General features: G+C 68.2%; 18 protein-coding genes. 4 read left to right on the top strand and 14 right to left on the bottom strand.

Going from position 1 to position 21,716, the window contains the following annotated elements:
* Positions 1-85: 85 nt before the first annotated feature.
* The 6 genes from AC1VNM_RS05640 to AC1VNM_RS05615 form a co-directional block, all read right to left on the bottom strand.
* Positions 86-2,767 carry a motility hub landmark protein FimV gene (locus AC1VNM_RS05640; RefSeq protein WP_483106163.1) on the bottom strand — a complete coding sequence of 894 codons (2,682 nt, stop codon included), beginning with the start codon at positions 2,765-2,767 and terminating at the stop codon, positions 86-88.
* 382 nt (positions 2,768-3,149) lie between these two features.
* Positions 3,150-4,280: an aspartate-semialdehyde dehydrogenase gene (asd, locus tag AC1VNM_RS05635; RefSeq protein ID WP_483106162.1), complete on the bottom strand. Its 1,131-nt coding sequence runs from the start codon at positions 4,278-4,280 to the stop codon at positions 3,150-3,152.
* Between the two features lie 132 nt (positions 4,281-4,412).
* Complete coding sequence (gene leuB / locus AC1VNM_RS05630; RefSeq protein ID WP_483106161.1) at positions 4,413-5,537, bottom strand: 3-isopropylmalate dehydrogenase; 1,125 nt, start codon at positions 5,535-5,537, stop codon at positions 4,413-4,415.
* A gap of 109 nt (positions 5,538-5,646) precedes the next feature.
* Positions 5,647-6,294 carry a 3-isopropylmalate dehydratase small subunit gene (gene leuD / locus AC1VNM_RS05625; RefSeq protein WP_483106160.1) on the bottom strand — a complete coding sequence of 216 codons (648 nt, stop codon included), beginning with the start codon at positions 6,292-6,294 and terminating at the stop codon, positions 5,647-5,649.
* A gap of 17 nt (positions 6,295-6,311) precedes the next feature.
* Positions 6,312-7,757 (bottom strand): 3-isopropylmalate dehydratase large subunit, encoded by a 1,446-nt coding sequence (leuC, locus tag AC1VNM_RS05620; protein ID WP_483106159.1) that lies wholly within the window; start codon positions 7,755-7,757, stop codon positions 6,312-6,314.
* Between the two features lie 46 nt (positions 7,758-7,803).
* Positions 7,804-8,766: a LysR family transcriptional regulator gene (locus AC1VNM_RS05615; RefSeq protein WP_483106158.1), complete on the bottom strand. Its 963-nt coding sequence runs from the start codon at positions 8,764-8,766 to the stop codon at positions 7,804-7,806.
* A gap of 228 nt (positions 8,767-8,994) precedes the next feature.
* Here AC1VNM_RS05615 and AC1VNM_RS05610 point away from each other — a divergent pair, with 228 nt between their 5' ends.
* Positions 8,995-10,146: a lytic polysaccharide monooxygenase gene (locus AC1VNM_RS05610; protein WP_483106157.1), complete on the top strand. Its 1,152-nt coding sequence runs from the start codon at positions 8,995-8,997 to the stop codon at positions 10,144-10,146.
* Between the two features lie 159 nt (positions 10,147-10,305).
* On the opposite strand, the gene AC1VNM_RS05605 is transcribed toward AC1VNM_RS05610, so the two are convergent.
* Together AC1VNM_RS05605 and AC1VNM_RS05600 are read right to left on the bottom strand one after the other, a co-directional pair.
* A complete protein-coding gene (locus tag AC1VNM_RS05605; protein ID WP_483106156.1) occupies positions 10,306-12,033 on the bottom strand; it encodes an NAD(P)/FAD-dependent oxidoreductase in 1,728 nt (575 codons plus the stop codon).
* Between the two features lie 118 nt (positions 12,034-12,151).
* The gene (locus tag AC1VNM_RS05600; RefSeq protein WP_297530647.1) at positions 12,152-12,316 is read right to left on the bottom strand and encodes a hypothetical protein; all 165 of its coding nucleotides are present in this window, start codon (positions 12,314-12,316) and stop codon (positions 12,152-12,154) included.
* 288 nt (positions 12,317-12,604) lie between these two features.
* On the opposite strand from AC1VNM_RS05600, the gene AC1VNM_RS05595 reads away from it, so the two are divergent.
* A complete protein-coding gene (locus AC1VNM_RS05595) occupies positions 12,605-14,350 on the top strand; it encodes a vWA domain-containing protein (RefSeq protein WP_483106155.1) in 1,746 nt (581 codons plus the stop codon).
* A gap of 3 nt (positions 14,351-14,353) precedes the next feature.
* Here AC1VNM_RS05595 and AC1VNM_RS05590 read toward each other — a convergent pair whose 3' ends face one another.
* Complete coding sequence (locus tag AC1VNM_RS05590) at positions 14,354-14,572, bottom strand: hypothetical protein (RefSeq protein ID WP_377155398.1); 219 nt, start codon at positions 14,570-14,572, stop codon at positions 14,354-14,356.
* A 321-nt stretch (positions 14,573-14,893) separates the two neighbouring features.
* Between AC1VNM_RS05590 and AC1VNM_RS05585 the strand changes: the two genes are divergently transcribed.
* Together AC1VNM_RS05585 and AC1VNM_RS05580 are read left to right on the top strand one after the other, a co-directional pair.
* Positions 14,894-15,334: a hypothetical protein gene (locus AC1VNM_RS05585; RefSeq protein ID WP_377161974.1), complete on the top strand. Its 441-nt coding sequence runs from the start codon at positions 14,894-14,896 to the stop codon at positions 15,332-15,334.
* A 370-nt stretch (positions 15,335-15,704) separates the two neighbouring features.
* Complete coding sequence (locus tag AC1VNM_RS05580) at positions 15,705-16,061, top strand: hypothetical protein (protein WP_483106154.1); 357 nt, start codon at positions 15,705-15,707, stop codon at positions 16,059-16,061.
* Between the two features lie 151 nt (positions 16,062-16,212).
* Here AC1VNM_RS05580 and AC1VNM_RS05575 read toward each other — a convergent pair whose 3' ends face one another.
* The 5 genes from AC1VNM_RS05575 to AC1VNM_RS05555 form a co-directional block, all read right to left on the bottom strand.
* Positions 16,213-16,836, bottom strand: coding sequence for a DVUA0089 family protein (locus AC1VNM_RS05575; protein WP_483106153.1), 624 nt, complete (start codon positions 16,834-16,836; stop codon positions 16,213-16,215).
* Between the two features lie 266 nt (positions 16,837-17,102).
* Positions 17,103-17,594 carry a GAF domain-containing protein gene (locus AC1VNM_RS05570; RefSeq protein WP_483106152.1) on the bottom strand — a complete coding sequence of 164 codons (492 nt, stop codon included), beginning with the start codon at positions 17,592-17,594 and terminating at the stop codon, positions 17,103-17,105.
* 187 nt (positions 17,595-17,781) lie between these two features.
* Positions 17,782-19,200, bottom strand: a complete 1,419-nt coding sequence (locus AC1VNM_RS05565; RefSeq protein ID WP_483106151.1) for a class I SAM-dependent methyltransferase — start codon at positions 19,198-19,200, stop codon at positions 17,782-17,784.
* Complete coding sequence (locus AC1VNM_RS05560) at positions 19,193-20,212, bottom strand: DUF1365 domain-containing protein (protein ID WP_483106150.1); 1,020 nt, start codon at positions 20,210-20,212, stop codon at positions 19,193-19,195. Before AC1VNM_RS05560 ends, AC1VNM_RS05565 begins: the two co-directional genes overlap by 8 nt.
* Complete coding sequence (locus tag AC1VNM_RS05555; RefSeq protein ID WP_483106149.1) at positions 20,209-21,561, bottom strand: NAD(P)/FAD-dependent oxidoreductase; 1,353 nt, start codon at positions 21,559-21,561, stop codon at positions 20,209-20,211. Before AC1VNM_RS05555 ends, AC1VNM_RS05560 begins: the two co-directional genes overlap by 4 nt.
* Positions 21,562-21,716: the final 155 nt, after the last annotated feature.

Raw genomic sequence — 21,716 nt, 5'->3', positions numbered from 1 at the left:
GGTCTCCGGATCTCAGGGAAAGGTGAACGCCAAAAAGAAAAGGCGCCCGGCCAGGCCGAGCGCCTTGTCGTGAACCGCTCGCAGTTTAGCGAAGCTGGTCCAGCATCTGCTGGGCGCGGGCACGCATCGGACCGTCGGCCTTGCCGACCAGTTCCTGCAGCACGTCGCGGGCACCTTCGGTGTCGCCGATCTGGCGGAACTCCTCGGCCAGCTCCAGCTGACGCTGCAGGGCTTCGTTGTCGTTCGGGTCGATGCTGTCGAGGTCGACACCCAGGTCGTCCAGGCTCATCGTGTCCCGCGTCGTCGGCTTGGCGTCGGGCAGCGCATCCAGATCCGGCAGATCGATCGACGCGATGTCCTCGATGTCGTTCACCTTGCCGATCGTGCGCTCGTCACGGCTGGCCGGTGCGTCGGTCGGCAGGTCTAGGTCGATGCTCGACAGGTCGAAGTCCAGCGACGACGAATCCTGCGCAGGCGCAGGGGCCGGCGTGCTGCCACCCAGGTCGTCCAGGTCACCGAGATCGAACTCGAGTTCACGGGCGCTGGCAGCGGTCGGCGCGGCCGGCGGCGTGCTCAGGTCGAGATCCATGTTCATCGGCGCCTGGCTCGATGCCGACGGCAGCGCCTGCGTGGCGGCCATCGCGGGCGCCGGTGCCGGCGGCGAACCCAGATCCAGGTCCAGATCCAGATCCATCAGGCTGGACGGGCCGCTGTCGCGCGGGGCGGCCGCGACACCCGCCGCGGCGGTCGCCGCCGCGCGGGCCAGCGCGCCGCCGCCCGGATGCGCCATGCCGGTCGCGGGCAAGGTGCTCGCGTTCATCGGCTCGGGGCGCTCATCGTCGCTCTCGAACATCGTCGGCGCGCCGCCGGGCTGGTACAGCGGATTCTCAGGATCAGCCTGACGGCCGAGTTCCTGGACCTTCGCCCAATCCTCGCCCTGCCCCTTGGTCTCGGCGTACAGCTGGACGGCCAGTTGCTCGAAGCCCTTGATGTCGCGGCGCTTGCCGTAGACCTCGAGCAGCTTCAGGCGGATGGCCAGGCGCTCCGGGTTGGCGCGCAGCGCCTCCTTCAGGATCTCCTCGGCCTGCAGGTCGCGACCGTAGGCCAGGTAGACGTCGGCTTCGGCGACCGGATCGACGTCACCGATCGCATCGAGCTGGCTCAGCGAATAGCTCATCGACGACTGGCCGGTCGTCGACGCGTCGCGCGTGTCGACGCGCTGGCCGCCGCTATGGCCGAAGAACGAGTCCGGCGCCAGACGGCTTTCCGCGAAGGCCGTCTCGGAACGCGAGGCCGCGTCGCGGCGCGCGCGCCAGCGGTTGTAGCCGATGCCACCGGCGATGACCGCCAGGGCGGCCACGAGCGCGGGCAGGTAGTCGCTCAGCGAGTCGAGGAAGCCGGGCTCCTCCGGTTCGGGCTTGGGCGCCGGCACGGCGCGCGGCGCCGAAGCAGCGACCGGGCGCGAGGCGGCAGCCTCAGCCACGGCGGCCGAGGCAGCCGCGGAAGCGGCCGGCGCTTCCGACGCGGCGGCGGGGACGTTCGCGGCGACCGTCACCGGCGGCACGACCGCCGGAGCGGGTGCGGGTGCCGGCGCAGGCGTCGGGGCCGGCGTCGGTGCGGGAGCCGGGGCTGCGGCGGTCGTCGGCGCAGCCGGCTTCGAGGCCGCGCTCGACAGCTTCTTCAACTCTTCGACGTTGCGCGTCAGCTCGGCCACTCGGGCAGCCGAATCCTTCTTCTCGGTGTCCTTGGACACCTTGGACTCGGCGCTGGGAAGGCCACTGGGCTTGCTCAGCGTCAGCTTGTCCGGCGCGGTCGAGGTCGCGGGCTTGCGGTCCTCGACGGCGGCCTGCACGGAGCCCTTGGCCTGGCGGCTGTTCTCGTCAGCCTTCAGGGCCGGGGCGCCTTCCGCCAGACGCTGGCGGTAGCCGCCGAAATCGCTGCTCTGCGCCTGGATGACGCGGCGCGCTTCCTGCGGCGTGATCGACTGGACCGACTCGCTGCCCGGCACCGACAGCACGGCGCCCGACTTCAGCCGGTTCATGTTCTGGTTGATGAACGCGTCCGGGTTGCTGCGGTACAGGCCGACCAGCATCTGGTCCAGCGAGACGCCGGACGGCTGGGTGCGATTCGCGATGCGCGACAGCGTGTCGCCGGGCTGGACCGTGTATTCGGAGCCGGGCGTGGCCGGTGCCGGCGCGGCGGGCGACGGGGCCGGACGCGGCGCACGGGCCGTGGCGGGCGCGGGCGGCTGGCTCACCGGCGTGGCGGGCGTCGACGACACCGGCGCCTGCGTGCGGGCCACCGGCGGCGGCGCGACGACGGCCGGCGTCGACGCCGGCGCGGAGATCACCGGGGACGTGGTCGGCTCGTTCGAACGCGCGACGTTGGTGTTGCTCGGCGGATCGAACAGCAGCGTGAACTCGCGGGTCAGGCGGCCACTCGACCAGTTGACCTCGAGAATGACGTCGACAAACGGTTCCTGGACCGCGCGGTCGCTGCTCAGGCGCAGGTAGGGTCGGCCGTCGGCGCGACGGGCCAGTTGCACCTGCGTGCTGGCCAGCACCGCGTTGTAGTCAAGACCTGACGCCCGATAGGACTCGGGCGGCGCCACGCGCAGTTTGAGCGAACTGGCCTCCTCCGGGCTGAGGCTGCTGACGTCGATCTCCGCGCGCAGCGTTTCGCCGAGCGCCGACTGCACCGTCAGTTTTCCAAGCCCCAGGCCGTAGGCGGAACCCGCCGCGAGTCCCAACACGGTGACCGCGGCCACCTGGCTCAGCGCAAATCGCGCATATGCGCTCGCATGTTTTTTCAAGGCGTCCCCCAAAGCAACAAGGCGGACCATCCAAAGGACCGCCTGTCTGACGTATTGTTGTTGTGCGACTGATGCGCCCGGGCAGGCTCCCAGCCATTCCCGCGGTAGAAAATCACAACGGTGGCAAGCATATACGCATCGTTGCTGAGGTAGCTCATGAATAACAACGATGAGCTAGCGCAGATACACAGGTGGTTACCGCCTTGTCGCTAGAAGGCAACGGGCCCCTCCCCTGGCAATCCCTAATCGGCATGAAAAAAAGCGATGGCAGAGCCACCGCTTTCAGCACACCGCGCGCCAGCCGGCGTCTCGCCGACGACGGCCGGCGAGGCACGGATCAACGATCCAGCAGGATGCGCAGCATCCGACGCAGCGGTTCCGCCGCGCCCCACAGCAACTGGTCACCGACGGTGAACGCGCCGACGTATTCAGGCCCCATGGCCAGCTTGCGGATGCGGCCGACCGGGATCGTCATCGTGCCGGTGACGGCGACGGGGGTCAGGTCCTTGATCGTGGCCTCGCGCGTGTTGGGCACAACCTTCACCCACTCGTTGTCGGCGGCGATCATGGCTTCGATCTCGCCCAGCGGCACGTCCTTGCGCAGCTTCAGGGTCAGCGCCTGCGAGTGGCAGCGCATCGCGCCCACGCGCACGCAGAAGCCGTCGACCGGGATGGCGGCGGTACCGAAGCCCTCGCCCTGGCCGAGGATCTTGTTGGTCTCGGCCATGCCCTTCCACTCTTCCTTGGACATGCCGTTGCCCAGGTCCTTGTCGATCCAGGGGATCAGCGATCCGCCCAGCGGCACGCCGAAGTTGGCGATCTCGTCGCCGGACAGCGCGCGCTGCTTCGCGATGACCTTGCGATCGATCTCGAGGATGGCGCTCTTGGGATCGTCGAGCAGCGCCTTCACTTCCGCGTTCAGCGTGCCGTACTGGGTCAGCAGCTCGCGCATGTGCTGCGCGCCGCCGCCGGACGCGGCCTGGTAGGTCTGCGTGGACATCCACTCGACCAGGCCGGCCTTGTACAGCGCGCCCACGCCCATCAGCATGCAGCTGACGGTGCAGTTGCCGCCGATCCAGTCGCGACCACCCTTGGACAGCGCGTTCTTGATGACCGGCATGTTGACCGGGTCCAGCACGATCACGGCGTTGTCGGCCATGCGCAGCGAGGACGCGGCGTCGATCCAGTGGCCGTTCCAGCCCGCGGCGCGGAGCTTGGGATAGACCTCGTTGGTGTAGTCGCCGCCCTGGCAGGTGATGACGATCTCGCAGCGCTTGAGCTGCTCGATGTCGAAGGCGTTCTGCAGCGCCGTCTCGTTCCTGGCGAACGCCGGAGCGGTGCCGCCCGCGTTCGAGGTGCTGAAGAACAGCGGCTCGATCAGATCGAAATCGCGCTCCTGCGCCATGCGGTCCATCAGCACCGAGCCGACCATGCCGCGCCACCCCACCAAACCAACCAATGTCGTCATTTGCGTACCTTCGTTCATTGAAAGGCCCGGCACTGCTGGCCGGGCATCGCCCAAACACCGTCACACACCCTGGGAGCCTGCCCGGCTCGCTTCGCCGGGTGTGTGAGGTGGGGCGAGACGAACCGGAGCGGACTAGCTCTTGATGGTTTTGGTCGTCGTGGCAATGGTCGTGACCGAGCCCTTGCTGGACGCAATGGCGGCAACGACGGCATCACCCATCTCGCGGGTGCTCACCTTCTGGGTCCCCTCGCTCCAGATGTCCGCGGTACGCAGACCCTGGGCCAGCACGGACTGAATCGCCGACTCGATGCGAGCGGCGGCTTCGGGCTGGTTGAGGGAGAACTTGAGCATCATGGCAGCGGAAAGGATTGTAGCCAGCGGATTGGCGATTCCCTTGCCGGCGATGTCCGGCGCGCTGCCGTGACTCGGTTCGTAGAGGCCTTTGTTGTTCTTGTCCAACGAGGCACTGGGCAGCATGCCGATGGAGCCGGTCAGCATCGCCGCCTCGTCCGACAGGATGTCGCCGAACATGTTGCCGGTGACGACGACGTCGAACTTCTTGGGCGCCTTGACCAGCTGCATCGCGGCGTTGTCGACGTACATGTGGTCGAGCTCGACGTCCGGATACGCCTTGTGGACGTCGGTGACGACGTCCTTCCAGAACTGGAAGGTCTCCAGCACGTTGGCCTTGTCGACGCTGGTCACCTTCTTGTTGCGCTTGCGCGCGGCCTGGAAGGCGACGTGGGCGATGCGTTCGATCTCGGGGCGCGAGTAGCGCATCGTGTCGAAGGCCTCCTCGCTGCCGGGGAAGTGGCCGTCGACGGCCGTGCGGCGCCCGCGCGGCTGGCCGAAGTAGATGTCGCCGGTGAGCTCGCGGATGATCAGGATGTCCAGGCCGGCGACCAGCTCGGGCTTGAGGCTGGACGCGTGCGTCAGCTGCTCGTAGCAGATCGCCGGACGGAAGTTGGCGAACAGGCCCAGCGCCTTGCGCAGTCCGAGGATGGCCTGCTCAGGGCGCAGCGCGCGCTCCAGCTTGTCGTACTTCCAGTCGCCGACGGCACCGAACAGCACGGCGTCCGCGTCCTGCGCGAGCTTGAGCGTCGCTTCGGGCAGCGGGTGACCGGACGCCTCGTAGGCGGCGCCGCCGACGGGCGCGGTCTCGAGCTCGAACGGGAGTTCGAGCACGTCCAGGACCTTGACGGCCTCCGCGACGATTTCGGTGCCGATGCCGTCACCAGGCAACACTGCAATCTTCATGATCAATCCTTGGAATGGCGGTTTTCGCCAGCGGAACCCACGGGGCTGGCTTTGCCAGACCGTCGGGTTCGCCCCCTTGAGGGGGCCGCCGAAGGCGGTAGGGGGTGGGTCAAACCAGTCGATTGTTCAGCCACGGCTTGGTGGCGATGCGTTCGGCTTCAAAAGCCTTGATCTTCTCGGCGTGGCGCAGCGTCAGCGCGATGTCGTCGAAGCCGTTGAGCAGGCAGTACTTGCGGAACGGCTGGACATCGAAAGGCAGCTCTTCACCATCGGGCTTGACGACGACCTGGCGGTCCAGGTCCACGGTCAGCTGATAACCGGGGAAGGCGAACACCTCGTCGAACAGGCGCGCGACCTGGCGCTCCGGCAACACGATCGGCAGCACGCCGTTCTTGAAGGTGTTGTTGAAGAAGATGTCGGCGAAGCTCGGCGCGATCAGCGCGCGGAAGCCGTACTGCTGCAGCGCCCACGGCGCGTGCTCGCGACTGGAGCCGCAACCGAAGTTGCTGCGCGCGATCAGCACCGACGCGCCTTGATAGCGCGGCTGGTTCAGCACGAAGTCCGGATTGGGCTTGCGGCTGGCCGGATCCTGGCCCGGCTCGCCGTGATCGAGGTAGCGCCACTCGTCGAAGAGATTCGGGCCGAAGCCGCTGCGCTTGATCGACTTCAGGAATTGCTTGGGGATGATCGCGTCGGTGTCGACGTTCTCGCGATCCATCGGGGCCACGAGGCCCTTGTGCACGGTGAACTTGTCCATGTCTTGATCCTCGATCCTCAGGCGATGCGGCGCACGTCGACGAAGTGGCCTTCCATCGCGGCGGCGGCGGCCATCGCGGGGCTCACCAGGTGGGTGCGGCCGCCGGCACCCTGCCGGCCTTCGAAGTTGCGGTTGCTGGTGGAGGCGCAGCGCTCGCCCGGCTCCAGCCGGTCGGCGTTCATCGCCAGGCACATCGAGCAGCCCGGCTCGCGCCATTCGAAGCCGGCGGCCTTGAAGATCTGGTCCAGCCCTTCGGCCTCGGCCTGCGCCTTCACGAGGCCGGAGCCCGGCACCACCATGGCCAGCTTGACGTTGCCGGCGACGCGCCCGCCCAGACGCTTCACGACCGCCGCGGCCTCGCGCATGTCCTCGATGCGGCTGTTGGTGCAGCTGCCGATGAAGACCTTGTCGATGCGGATGTCGTTGATCGCCTTGTTGGGCTCCAGCGCCATGTACTGCAGCGCGCGCTCGATGGCGCCGCGCTTGACGGCGTCCTTCTCCTTGTCGGGATCGGGCACGCGGTCGTCGATGGACAGGACCATCTCGGGCGAGGTGCCCCAGGTGACCTGCGGGCGGATCTGGGCCGCGTCGAGCTCGACGACGGCATCGAACTTCGCCCCCGTGTCCGAGTGCAGCGTGCGCCAGTACTGGACGGCCTGGTCCCACTCGACGCCGCTGGGCGTGAACGGGCGGCCCTTGACGTACTGGATCGTCGTGTCGTCCACGGCGATCAGGCCGGCACGCGCGCCCGCCTCGATCGCCATGTTGCAGACGGTCATGCGGCCTTCCATCGACAGCGCGCGGATGGCGCTGCCGGCGAACTCGATCGTGTAGCCGGTGCCGCCGGCGGTGCCGATGCGACCGATGATCGCCAGCACGATGTCCTTGGCGCCGACGCCGGGCATGACCTGGCCCTCGACCTTGATCAGCAGGTTCTTCGCCTTCTTGGCCAGCAGCGTCTGCGTGGCCAGCACGTGCTCGACCTCGGAGGTGCCGATGCCGTGCGCCAGCGCGCCGAAGGCGCCATGCGTAGAGGTGTGGCTGTCGCCGCAGACGACCGTCATGCCGGGCAGCGTGGCGCCCTGCTCCGGACCGATCACGTGGACGATGCCCTGGCGCTTGTCGTTCATCTTGAACTGCGTGATGCCGAAGCGGTCGCAATTCTTGTCCAGCGTGTCGACCTGCAGGCGCGACACCGGATCGGCGATGCCCTGGCTGCGGTCGGTCGTGGGCACGTTGTGGTCGCTGACGGCCAGGTTGGCCGACAGGCGCCAGACCTTGCGGCCGGCCAGGTCCAGGCCCTCGAAGGCCTGCGGACTGGTGACCTCGTGGACCAGGTGGCGGTCGATGTAGAGGACGGACGTGCCGTCCTCCTCGGTATGCACCACGTGCTCGTCCCAGAGCTTGTCGTAGAGGGTACGCGGCGAACCGGCGTGGGCGGCGTTGGAGATGTTGGCGGTCATGGGATGGCTCTCCATCACTTCAGGGAAAGATGGCTGTCTTTGCGGCTCATTTCGAGCCGGCCTTGGAAACTTGATTCGCGGGCATCGCGGGCGTGGCGGAAGCCCCCGCGGCGGAGGCCTCCTTGGCGGCAGGGCACAGCGCGTCGACGAAGCGCTGCACGACGGTCGGCAGGCGCTCCTGGCGGGCCACACCCAGAACATAGTCGCGCTGGGCCCAGGCTTCATCCAGCGTCAGGCGCTTCACGTCGAAGACCTGCGCGAAACGGCGCGACGGTGCGTCGGGCAGCACCGCGACGCCCAGGCCGGCCTCGACCAGTTGCGCGATCGCGTCGAAGCCGCGCACCTGCAGCCGTGCCTTGAGCGTGCGGCCGCGGGCCATGGCTTCCTGCATCATCAGTTCCTGTGCCGCGGCGCCGCCGTGCAGGCCAACGAGGTCGTGGTCCAGCAGGTCGTCGAAGCTGACCGACTCGCGCCCGGCGAGTTCGTGGCCGGCCGGCACCAGCACGGCCAGACGGCCGGTGCGGTAGGACCAGGTCTGCAGCCGGTTGTCCAGCAGCGGCGTCGTGAACACGCCGACATCGGCGCGGCCTTCGGCGACGGCCGCCTGCACCTCGGCGCTGGTCTGGTCCTCGAGGCTGATGCGGATCTGCGGATGGGCCTGCGAGAACGCGGCCAGATCCGGCGGCAACGCTTCCGCGATCGCACCGGCGTTGGCGGCGATGCGCAGATGCCCCTTGATGCCGCGGGCGAATTCGACGACCTCGCTCTCCAGCGCATGCAGCGAGGCATGCAACGAGCGGATGTGGCGCACCAGCGCGCGGCAGGCCTCGGTGGGCTCGACGCCGCGGGCGCGACGCTCGAACAACTGCACCCCGAGTCGCGTCTCCAGGTCCGAGATCCGTTTGCTGGCCGCCGCCAGCGCCAGATGCTCGCGCTCGGCCCCGCGGGTGATGGATCGAGTCTGTTCGATCGCCAGCACGAGATTCAAGGTGGTGAGGTCGAGGCGCATGGTATGGCGGCGGCTGGGTTGAACTGTAGCCTTCGCTCAGAGAGCAAGACTGCGGTCGTTCATGATAATCCCTTCGCCTTAAACGAAAGCTGGAAAATCTTCAGCGACCGTCGTTACTGTTGTTCGGCTTGTTTTGGTATTCATCAGGTCCTATGGTGGTACTGCTTTGGTGCGATGTCGGGCCCATCCGCCACAAAGCGCTTCCATCATCATTTCCAGGAGACCTGCATGAACTTCCGAGCCCGATCCGCCGGTGCCGCCGCGCTGGCCACGTTGTCGACCGCCATGACCGCAGCGCTGGCGCCCAGCGCCGCGTTCGCGCACGGCGCACCTGAGTTCCCGATCTCGCGTCAGTACAACTGCTACAAGAATCCGTCACTGCCGGCCTGCCAGGCCGCGATCGCCTTCGGCGGGGAGCAGGCCATCTACGACTGGAACGGCGTCAACCAGGCGGCGGCCAACGGCAATCACAAGGCGGTGGTGCCGGACCTCAAGATCTGCGCCGGCGGACAGGAGAAGTTCAAGGGTTTCGACCTGGCGCGCGCGGACTGGCCCACCACGGCCTACTCGCCGGGCGCCGACGGCAAGTACGAGTACCGCTACAACGCCACCGCGCCGCACCGCTCGCTGAACTGGACCTTCTTCCTGACGCGCGACGGCTGGAACCCGACCACCTCGCCGCTGCGCTGGTCCGACCTGGAGCAGGTGCAGCAACTCGGCCCCGACCAGCTCGTCACCACGGGCAAAACCTACACGATGAAGCTCAGCCTGCCGCGGCGGACCGGCAAGCATGTGCTGTTCTCCGCCTGGCAACGGGCGGACAGCACCGAGGCGTTCTATGCCTGCTCCGACGTGGACTTCGGCGGCGGCACGACGCCACCCGGCACGCCCTCAGGACTGAAGCAGATCGGCCAGGTCTCGGCGGCGCAGGACCTGCCGTCGGGCAGCCAGGTGAAGCTGCGCGTGTTCAATGGCGCGGGCAATGACCTGGAGACGATCTCGGTGTCGCTGACCGCCGCGGCGACCAAGGCCGCGTGGCTGAGCCAGATCGCGACCAAGGTGAACCAGACCTCGGGCTACGTGAAGGTCGGCACCCTGCAGGGCGGCAATGTCGTCGTGCCGGGCGGCGCGACGGTGATGGACGTCTACCTGCAGAACGCCAACTCGGGCGCGAGCTACGCACTGGACGTCATCCTGCCGACGACGCCCCCGACGAACCCGCCGGGCGGCGCGCCCGCATGGGCGGAGGGATCGAGCTACACGGCCGGGCAGATCGTGAGCTATCAGGGCAAGCAGTACCGCTGCCTGCAGGCGCACACGGCCTGGGCCGGCGCGGGATGGAATCCGGCGGCTTCGCCGACGCTCTGGCAGGCGGTCTGAACTGCCGGCACCGAGCACCGGCAGAGGGTGCCGGGGGCCCCGTGTCGTCAATCGCGTCGCAGGCTCCGCATTCCTCCCCGGCGCCCCCGGCACCCTCTGCCGCGATGCGGCATGGTGCGCGGGTAGCGGCTCGGATTGCAGTGCGGCAGGGAGTCGGGGTCAGTCCTTGATGCCCAGGAGGCTGCGGCCCACCGCTTCGGCCACCTCGATCCCGTCGACGCCGGCGGACATGATCCCGCCGGCGTAGCCGGCACCCTCGCCGGCCGGATACAGGCCGCGGACGTTCAGGCTCTGGTAGTCCTTGCCGCGCGTGATGCGCAGCGGCGAGGACGTGCGCGTCTCGACGCCGGTCAGCACCGCGTCGTTCATCGCGAAGCCACGGATCTGGCGCTCGAAAGCGGGCAGTGCCTCGCGAATCGCGGCGAGCGCGTACTCGGGCAGGCTGCCGAAGCCCTTCTGCTGCAGGTCGGTCATCGTGACGCCGGGCTTGTAGCTCGGCTCCACGCTGCCGAGCGCGGTGCTGCGCTGGCGCTTGACGAAGTCCCCCACCAGCGCGGCCGGCGCCAGGTAGTTGCCCTCGCCGAGCTCGTAGGCGCGCGATTCCCAGAAGCGCTGGAACGCGAAGCCGTCCAGCGGATTGACGGTGCTGCCGTCCTTCTTCCCGTCCTGGCGATAGTCCTCGGGCGTGATGCCGACGACGATGCCCGCATTCGCATTGCGCTCGTTGCGCGAGTACTGGCTCATGCCGTTGGTGACGACGCGATTCGGTTCCGACGTCGCCGCGACGACGGTGCCGCCGGGGCACATGCAGAAGCTGTAGACCGAGCGGCCGTTGCCCGCGTGGTGGACCAGCTTGTAGTCGGCCGCGCCGAGGATGGGATGACCGGCGTTCGGGCCGAAGCGGGCCTTGTCGATGATCGACTGCGGATGCTCGATGCGGTAGCCGATGGAGAACGGCTTCGCTTCCATGTGCACGCCGCGCGCGTGGAGCATCGTGAAGGTGTCGCGCGCGCTGTGGCCGAGCGCGATGACGACGTGATCGGCGCGCAGCTGCTCGCCGGATTCGAGCATCACGCCGCGCACGTGCCGCTGGCCATCGGTGCCAGGCTCGATGAGCACGTCGGTGACCTTCTGCTGGAAGCGGATCTCGCCGCCGAGGCTTTCGATCTCGGCGCGCATCTTGATGATCATGCTCACCAGGCGGAAGGTGCCGATGTGCGGCTTGCTGACGAAGAGGATCTCCTCGGGCGCGCCGGCCTTGACGAACTCGGTCAGGACCTTGCGCGTGAGGAAGCGCGGATCGGAGATCTGGCTGTAGAGCTTGCCGTCGGAGAAGGTGCCCGCGCCCCCTTCCCCGAACTGGACGTTGGATTCGGGGTCGAGCACGCTTTCGCGCCACAGGCCCCAGGTGTCCTTGGTGCGCTCGCGGACCTGCTTGCCGCGTTCGAGCACGATGGGCCGCAGGCCCATCTGCGCCAGGATCAGCGCGGCGAAGAGGCCGCAGGGACCGAAGCCGATGACGATGGGGCGCGGACGGCCGGTGGCGTCGGCCACACCCGTGGCCCCGGCAGCGTCAGCGGCACCGGCGGCGTAGAAGTCGGCCGGCGCATGGCCGACGAACTGGTAGGCGGTGTCCGGCGAGGGCTTGATGTGCGTGTCGCCGGCGTGGCGCTGGAGCAGCGCGGCTTCGGCGGCGGCGTCGCCCACCTCGCAATCGACGGAGTAGATCAGCACCATCGCGGTCTTCTTGCGGGCGTCGTAGCTGCGCTTGAAGACGGTGAAGGCGGTGAGCTGCGCGTCGGGGATGCCGAGCCGGTCGACGACGGCGGGGCGCAGCGCCTCCTCGGGGTGGTTGAGGGGCAGTCGGAGTTCGTTGATGCGGATCATGGCGATTGATCGGGCAGCGGCGCGAGGTCCGGTGGACGGGCCTCGCTGAAAGCAAAACAGGCCCCGCCGGAGGGCATGGGCCTGTTGTCGGATCGATGGGGAGAAACTCCCCGCGACCTCAACCCGAGTGCGGACGCTTGCCCGGGTTCTTCTTCGAGCGGGTGTGCGAACCGCGCTCGAGGCTGCTCTTCTGACCGCGATGCGAGGTCACGGTCACGCCCTTCGGCGCGACGGGACGGGGGGCGGCCTTGCGGTCGGCTTCCGTGATGATCTTGTTGCCCATGTTGGCTCCGGTAAATGAACTGAGAAACACCTGCCCGAAGTCACACACTCAACGGCCTCGGACCCGAAGGGGCGACCGGTTGCCTGGAGCAGCGTCGGTAATACGGTGAAGGGCGGGAGTTTACACGCGCCGGAGGGGTCCCCGCTCTCCCCCGCTGCGGGGACTGCGACCTGTCAACCATCCCCCCTCGGGTCCGTTGACCGTCGATCGGGTCGTCGCCACGATGATCCGCATCCGGCCAGGACGGCGTCCGAGGCGCCGGCCGGCCGCACCACAGAGGGAGCACCCATGTCATTCCCGTCCCGTTCCGCCGTCGCTCAGTCCGCCCTGCTGGCGGTCTCGTTCGCCACGCTGGCCGCTTGCACCACGTCGCCGGCGCCGGATCAGCGCGCCTCGGACCAACGCGCGCAAGAATCCGCGCGTGCCGCCGACGCCAAGGCGGCACCCACCGAGCAACCGCCGCCACGACCTTCCCCGGGGCCCCTCATGCCCATCATCGCGGCGGCCCCGGCGGCGCCCGCCCCGATCGCCGAACAGCGGCAGCGCGCGGCGGTCAGCGTCGCGGCCTACGCGCCCCAATGGACGCCGCCACCGCCGGCCTCGACGGCCAAGTACACGGCCTTCTCCGACAACCCCTGGCAGCGCGCCGACGAACTGCCCGTCTCCACCTTCAGCGCCAGCGTCGACACCGGCAGCTACGCCAACGTCCGCCGCTTCATCAACCGCGGCCAGATGCCGCCGCAGGACGCGGTGAGGGTGGAGGAACTGGTCAACTACTTCGGCTTCGACGCCCCCGGCCCCGAGACCGGCGAGCGCGATCCGTTCAAGGTCCGCGCGCAGGTGCTGGCCTCACCCTGGAATGCCGAGCGCGGCCTGATCCGCATCGCCATCAAGGGCAAGGACATCGCCAAGGCGAGCCTGCCGCCGGCGAACCTGGTGTTCCTCGTCGACGTGTCCGGCTCGATGGGTCCGGAGGACCGGTTGCCTCTCGTGAAGTCCGCGCTGAAGCTGTTGACCGCGCAGCTGCGTCCGGTGGACCGGGTGAGCGTCGTCACCTACGCCAACGGCACGCGCATCGCGCTGCCGCCGACGCCCGGCGACCGCAAGGCGTCCATCAACAGCGCGATCGATCAGCTCCAGGCCGGCGGCGCCACCTACGGCGAAGGTGGCCTGAAACTCGCCTACGCGCAGGCCCGCGAGTCCTTCATCCCGGAAGGCATCAACCGCGTGCTGCTCGCCACCGACGGCGACCTGAATGTCGGCGAGACCAACCAGGAGACGCTCAAGAAGATGATCGAGGGCGAGCGCGACAGCGGCGTCACGCTGACGGCGCTGGGCGTGGGCCAGTCCAACTTCAACGAAGCGCTGATGAAGAAGCTGGCCGACACCGGCAACGGCAGCTACCACTACCTGGATTCGCTGCAGGAAGCGCACAAGGTGCTGGTCAACGAAATGACCTCGACGCTGGCGACGATCGCGCAGGACCTGAAGCTGCAGGTCGAGTTCAACCCGGCGACGGTGCAGGAGTACCGCCTGATCGGCTACGAGCTGCATGCGCTCAAGCGCGAGGACTTCAACAACGACAAGGTCGACGCGGGCGACATCGGCGCCGGTCATCAGGTCACGGCGCTGTACGAGTTCGTGCCGGCCGGCGCGAAGGGCAATGTCGATCCGCTGCGATACGGCAACGAGGGCAAGGCGGCGGCCAAGGCATCGCCGCGCGTCGGCAAGAACGGCGAGCTGGCGTGGATCAAGCTGCGCTACAAGGCGCCGGGCCAGTCGACAAGCCAACTGGTTGAACTGCCGGTCGCCAAGCCAGCAACGATGCCGGCGCTGGCCGCGCAGGACGCCGACACGCGTTTCGCGGTGGCGGTCGCTGCATGGGGTCAGTGGTTGCGCGGCAGCTCGCTGATCGGCAATTACGGGCCGGAGCAGTTCGTGCCGCTCGCCCGGGGCGCGCGGGGTGAAGACCGGTACGGCCACCGCGCGGAATTCGCCAGACTGGCCGAGCTGTCGGCCACCCTGAAACGCTGAGGCTTACTCGACCGCGTGACCGCCGGCGTCCAGGGCCGGCGGGCGCAGCAGATCCACGTCGACGCCCATCGCCTCACTGGCGCGCTCGACGGCCTGCCAGAGCTCGGCCGGCATCTGCAGGATCTCCTCCGGCGAGCTGGCACGCGTGATCCACGCGTCGATCTCCTGGTGCTGCGCCACCGTGATCAGGTCCAGGTTCAACATCTCGTCGATCGTCTTCACAGCGCTTTCCTTCTTGTGGGGGTCGGCGGCAGGTGTCGAAGCCTGCACCCCTGACGGGGACTGCTGTGGCAGTGCGTCTACCTTGCGCCACGCCGACCGCTCGATAGTATGCGGGACGATTCTCCGGCTCGCGCCCCGTCCGTCATCCGCATGGCGGCCCTTCCTACAGACTTCACGGCACGCGTCGCCTAACGTGAAGGGATGAAGCCCAACGCGCCCTCCCCCGACCGCGAGCCGACGTCCTCCGACGAGGACACCGTTCCGCTGCTCCTTCGGGGCTTCTCCGTCGTCCACGGCGCATTGGCGCTGCTCTTCACGGCCATGGCGCTGCTGCTGCTGGCCATCGCGGCGAAGGAAGCCTGGATGGCGCTCCACCTCGACTGGAACGACGAGGCCGCGCAACTGGTCATCGAAGCGATGGGCGTGCTTGCCGCCGCGGTGGTCGCGCTGCAGATCGCACAGACGATCACCGAAGAGGAAGTGATCCGCACCGCCCACATCAGCGCGCCGACGCGGGTGCGGCGATTCCTCTCGCGATTCATGGTGGTCATCGTCGTCGCGCTCGCGATCGAGGCGCTGGTCGCCACCTTCCGCGCCGCGCATTCGGACTCGACGCTGCTGCTCCACGCCGCGGTGATGGTCTTCGCCGTCGGGGCCCTGGTCGCCGGCTGGGGCCTGTTCATCCACTTGAACCGCTCCGCCGAAGAACTCGAGCCCGAGGCCATGCAAGAGGCGAAGCGCGAGGATCACAAGCTGAAGTGACGCGCCTGCGACACCGCGTCTTCAATCATCAGCGCGGCATTCGAAGCACACCCCGGATCCAAGTCCCCGCCCCTACCGATCCCAGGCATCAGGTCGGCCACTTGCACTGAAGTCGGTCATGGCGCGAAGGGCGGTCATTCGCGACGATAGGTCCCAGGTGTTCGAAGCACCTGCATGGAAGCGGCAGGCCGCCCCGATAGAGCGGCCACTTTCGCCCCCTATTCCGCGTGTTCATCGGGCGAGATGGGCCACTCCGCGAGGATGGCCACACGGACCTTCCTGACGTGTTTCGACATCTCGCCCACCCCGACCGCGCGGATCAACCCGCTCTTCCCGTGGGCTCATTGCTCCGCCTCCCGGGAAGGATGCCATGACCTGTGTGACCGATGCCGAACTTCCACCTCTCCCCGCCCTCGACGACCGTCCGCGCCGCGCCATCGAGGCCCTCATCCCCGCAGCGTCGACTGCCGCATCGAGGTGCCACGTGCTGAACCGCAAGCTCACCACACGCGCCGCCTTCGACGGCATCTGCGACCGCATCCACCTGCTGCAGCACCACGTGGAGGTCATGCGCGCCGACGACTCCGCCGCCCGGCTCGCCCATGACCATGCCGTGATGGGCCAGGTGCTCGATGAACTCGACGTCCTGCTGCGCGTCATCGCCCTGGCGGGCTTCGAGGAACAGCTCTATCGCTGGGCGATGCCACAGCGGGACCTCAAGTCCTGACCCTCGGCACCCGCGGCGCATGCAGCACCCGCAGCACCCACAGCATGCGCAGGAGAAGACATGTTGAACGCCACATGGAAAAAGGGAGGCCGTGGGCCTCCCTTTGCTCTGCGCCCGCAGGGCCCGGAGGCCGCGCGGCTCAGCCTGTCGATCAGGCCTTGCGGGTCTGCTTGCGACGCGCCACGCCCAGGCCTGCCAGCGCCAGGCCGGCCAGCGCCAGCGATGCCGGCTCGGGAACGCTCTGGCCGTCCACCGACAACACGTTCAGCGTGCCGTTGGTCGCCGTCATCGTCAGCTGCCAGGCGCCGAAGGCGTTGCTCGGGCCGTCGTAGTTGCCGAAGAAGTTGTTCAGCTGATATCCCGCCCATGCGTCCTGGGCGCTGTAGCTCAGTTGACCCAGGGTGATCATGTAGGTGCCAGCTTGCGAGAACGTGTAGCCGTAAGCCGAGTCGTAGTAATGGACCGAGCCGTCGCCGTAAGTCTCGCCCGAATCGTCCTGCGCGTAGAGCGCGTTGCCGCCTTGCAGCAGCATCATGTAGTTGTCGAAACCGGTGATCACGCCATCGCCGTTCAGGTCGACACCCGTCGACTCGCGCACCAGCGAGTCGAAGAACACATGCGTACCTGCCGACACGCTGAACGTCACCTGCGAGATCTTCCGGCCATCCAGCTGGCCATCGCCATTGCCATTGCCATCGATGTTGTAGATGGAGCCCTTGACCACCACCGGTGCCGCCGCAGCGACGCCTGCCATCACGGTCATGGCCAGTGCCATCAACGTCTTCTTGAACATCCTCTTCCCTCTGTTGTCGTATGAACCGACGCCACAGGAGCAAGGGCTGTGCCAAACGCGTAAGCCGTTGATTCGTTTGGATACGATCATGACCATGTCATGATCATGTAAAGATCTCCGACGCTTTTCACGTCCCTTCCTGGGACGACAAAGACGTCACTGATTAGAAGGACGACGGGTACCGAGGATCGCTTGAAAGTGCCAGACAGGTCACCTAAGGCACCGCACCAGCCGCCGCGGGATCCCGCTCAATCGTTCTCGAACGGCAGCGTGTCCAGGAAGTCCTGCGCCTCGACCTTGCGCGCCACCAGCCGCGCGCACCCCTTCAGCCGCGAGAGGTCCTCCAACCGCAGTCCTGGATTGGGCTGGAGGCTGAAACAGCACACCGTGCCGAACACGCGGCCATCGGACAGCACGACCGGGGCGCTCAGATGCGCGCCGATGGGCACCGGTGTCGGCGGGAGCTTCAACTCGGCGGCCACCGCGGCAGCGTTGGTCATCAACTCCGGCGCTCGGCCTTCCACGATGCGCTGGCAGTAGCTCTGCTCCAGCGGCGCCGAATCGCCGACTTGCACCTCGATCGCCGACTCCCCGTCAACGAAGCGGAACACGCGTTCCCCATCCTGGAATTCCGAGACGAAAACGACATCCATGTCGAGCTGCTCTCGCAGGCCTTTCAACACATCGGTGATCCGCGCGTCGAGGTCCGGGTCGAAGCCATCCGAGGTGGCAGCAAGCAATTCAGAGATCGCGACTTCAAGGGAATGGGCGGTGAACGGGCGGTCGTACATCGGGCGGAATCAGCTGGAGCAGCGTCGGTGGCTGGATAAAGAACATGCTACCCAAGCGCGGCGAGGAGCCATGTGCCGGGGGTATCGCAGTTACAGCTTGTAGGAACTCCCCGCGTCGCGTCGATGGCAAGTCGCCTCAGGTTGCAGGGGCCAGGCGGTACAGCCCGACGTCCACCCGTCCGGCGCGGAATCCGGCTTCGCAGTAGCAGAGGTAGTACTCCCACAGGCGCTTGAACGGCAGGTCGAATCCCTGTGCCTCGATCGCCGGCCACTCGGCCAGGAAACGACGGCGCCATTCGACCAGCGTGGCCGCATAACCGCGTCCGAAACGCGCCTGCGTCGAGAAGCTGAGGCTGGCCTTGCGGGCCTCCTCGGCCATGCGTTCCGGCGTGGGCAGCATGCCGCCGGGGAAGATGCAGCGCTGGATGAAGTCCGGATTCGCGCGATAACGCTCGAAGTGCTGCTCGTCGATCGTGATCGCCTGCAGCACGGCCACGCCATCAGGCTTCAGCCGGTCACGCAAGGTCGCGAAGTAGACCGGCCAGTACGCCTCGCCCACGGCCTCGATCATCTCGATCGACACGATGCGGTCGAAGCGGCCGTCGACATCGCGGTAGTCCTGCAACCGCAGGTCGACCCGGTCGGCCACACCCCATTGCTCGGCGCGCGCCTGCGCGAATCGCAGTTGCTCGGTCGACAGCGTCAGTCCGACGACCTCCACGCCGCAGCGCTTGGCCAGCGTCGCCGCCAGGGTGCCCCAGCCGCAGCCGATCTCCAGCACGCGCTGGCCCGCGCGCAGGTCCAGCAGTTCGACGATGCGGTCCAGACGGCGCGCCTGGGCGCGCTCCAGCGAGTCGACGGCGTCGGCGCCGCCCTCGGAGCTGGCGGAACCGGCGGTGAAGGCTGAGGCTGAGGCTGATGCTGAGGCCGAAGCTGACGCCGAAGCGGATCTGCCCGCGGTCTCGCTGGCCGATTCGGGAGTCGGCGCTTCGGGGGGCGGCGATTCGCGATGCGACGGGTCGAGCGGCTCCTCATACAGCGCGCTCGAGTACAGCATGCTGTCGTCCAGCCAGCGTTCGTAGAAGCGGTTGCCGAGGTCGTAGTGCGCGGCGATGTTGTGCCGGCTGCCGCTGCGCGTGTTCGCGTTCGCGCGATGCAGCAGGCGCGAGAACCAACGCGCTGGACCGCGCGTCTCGGCGATCGCGCCGAACGCCGTCTCGTTGGCGATCCCGAACGACAGCAGCGTCGTCAGGTCGGGCGTGCTCCAGTCACCGTCGCGGTACGAGAACGCCAATCCCAGGTCGCCTTGCAGCAGCAGTCGCAACGCCGGCCGCCAACGATGCAGGTGCAGCGTCGCGGCCGGGCCGGGGTAAGGACCGACGGCCTCGACGCGGCGGCCATCGGGCAGCGTGAGCGCCAGGCGCCCCAGCTGGATGCGGGACAGCACGCGCCGCAGCGATTCGTGGCGTGCGCCCAGCCGGTCGCCGCCCAGCGTCGCGGGGGTGATCTCGAGGACCGCGGGTGCGGTCAGGAACGCGCTCGTGTCGTCATGCATGCAAGGTCGCCTCGGAAGAATCGGCCGGGTCGGGCCCGGTCTGTTCGGTCTGTTCGGATCGGGTGGGTTCGGATCGGGTCGGTTCGGACCGGGTCGGCTCAGGCCGGGTCGGTCCGCGCGAGCGGACGACCGTCATCGGATGCCTGGGCGCGGTCGGCCGCTCGTGCAGCCTCGCGCCCTTGAGCCACAGGCGCAGCGCTTCCCAATGGATGCCCGCCACGACCTTCAGCGTCAGCAGCGGATGCGTCACCAGCAGCCGCAGCAACGCGCCATCGGTCAGCGGCGAGCGCGCGGCGTCGAGCCGAGCGTTCAGCACGGCCGCGCCATCGGCATCGCGGTCACCCTGGCTGAGGCTGTTGCCGGCGCCGACGCCCTCGTTGACGCCGTTGTTGACGCCGTTGTTGACGCCCTCGCCCTGTTGCTCATGCACGCTGACGCCGATGGAGAGCCGCTCGCGCGGCGGCTCGATCCGGAAGCGGTACTGCAGGTCCATGCCGAGGAACGGCGACACATACAGCCGCTTGCCGCTGCGCTGCTCGATGAGCGGCGCAGCGCGTTGCGCCTCGTCGACCTCGATCAGGTAGCTGTGCCGTTCGCCGAAGGTGTTGTTGACCTCGTAGACGATGGCGTGCAACGTGCCGTCCGGCGCATCGCAGAACCAGACGCTCAATGGATTGAAGGCGTAGCCGAGGAGGCGCGGCATCGCGAGCAGCCGGACCGCCCCGCCGACGGGCAGGCCGGCCAGCGCCAGGCGCGCATCGACGTGGGCGCGCAAGCCCGGCACGTCCCTGGCCGTGCCGTCGCCATGATCGGAGGGCCGGAAGCTGAAGAGATTGAATCGCCCGACCGAGAACCAGCGCAGCCGCGCATCCAGCGCGGGCAGTTCGTCGAGGTCGAGCAGCAGCGTGAACATCCGGTACCGCAGCCGGTGCCGCAGCGGCTTCAAGCGCTGATGCATCACCTGCCCGCGATAGATCGCCGAGTGCAGGTCCGCGTCCGGCCGCCTGCTCATGCGGACACCGCCCGCGGCAGGTGGATGCGATCGGACTCGCCCGCGACGGTCCATGGCCGGCGCACGCCGCCAAGGGCCTCGGCCACCGCGAGCCCGGCCTGCAGCCCGTCCTCGTGGAACCCGGACCCGAAGTACGCGCCGCAGAACCAGGTGCGCTGCTGCCCCTGCAGCGACCACAGCTCGCGCTGCGCGGCGATCGCGGCGATGTCGAAGCGGGGATGCTCGTAGACGTCGGTGCGGATCAGATGCTCGGGTCGCGGCGCCACCGCCGGGTTCAGCGACACGAACAGCGGCACCGCGCTGCGACCTTGCGGCAGGTGCGGCTGCAGCCGGTTCATCCAGTACGTGACGGTCGGCGGCAGTTGGAACGGACCATCACCCCGCCCCGCGAGGTAGTTCCAGCTCGACCACACGGCCCGCCGGCGCGGCATCAGCGCGGGATCACGATGCAGCACCGCGAGGTTGCGGGTGTAGGGGAACGCGCCGAGCAGCCGCCGCTCCTCCGCCGTCGGCGTGGTCAGCATGCGCAGCGACTGGTCCGCATGCGTCGCCAGCACGACGTGATCGAAGACCGGCGTCCACGCGCCGCGCCGCGTGCGCAACCGCACGCCGCCGGGCTCGCGGGCGACGGAGATCACCGGCTCGTCGCGATGCAGGCGGTCCTCGAAGCCCCGCGTCAGTCGACGCACGTACTCGCGGCTGCCGCCGTCGACCGTCCGCCAGATCGGACGGTCGGTCAGCTTCAGCAGCCCGTGGTTCTCACAGAAGCGCACGAACGCGGCCACCGGATACCGTCCGATGTCCGCCGCCGCCGAGGACCAGATCGCCGCGCCCATCGGGTACAGGTGATCGTCGCGGAAGGCGCGACCGTAGCCGCGCGCGTCGAGGTAGTCGTCGAGCGCCAGGTCGCCGCACGCGGCGGCATCGCGGGGCGCCTCGCGATAGAAGCGCAGCAGGTCGCGCAACATGCCCCAGAAGCGCGGACGGACGAGGTTGCCGCGCTGCGCGAACAGCCCGTTGAGGTCGGTGCCGGCGTACTCCAGTCCGCCGTCGTTCAGGCTGACCGCGAAGGACATGTCCGACGCCCGCGTCGGCACCTCCAGGTGGCGGAACAGCGCGCTCAGGTTGGGATAGGCCGGCTCGTTGTAGACGATGAAGCCGGTATCGACCGGCACCTGCAGCAACCCGCAGGGCGCGTCGACGGTGTGGCTGTGCCCGCCGATTCGCGCCTCGGCCTCGAAGACCTGCACGTCGTGCCGCTGCGACAGCAGCCAGGCGCAGGACAGCCCGGAGATCCCGGCGCCGACGACGGCCACCCGCAACCGGCGTCCTTCGTCGACGAGTGGCATCGGCAAACTGGGTCGTGGATCGGGGCGGTCCATGGGCGCGTCCTTGGTCGTTCTGGTTGTTTGGCGCTTCTACGCGGGCAGCCGCGTTTTGGATTCTTCCCTCGTGAAGGATCTCCCCAGTGCGCGGGCGAGGGTCGCCCGCATGGTGGTCCTCC

Source organism: Mitsuaria sp. MSU3D, assembly GCF_056867975.1.
The sequence above is the reverse complement of the archived record's forward strand: the minus strand, read 5'-3'. Positions and strand labels throughout refer to the sequence as shown.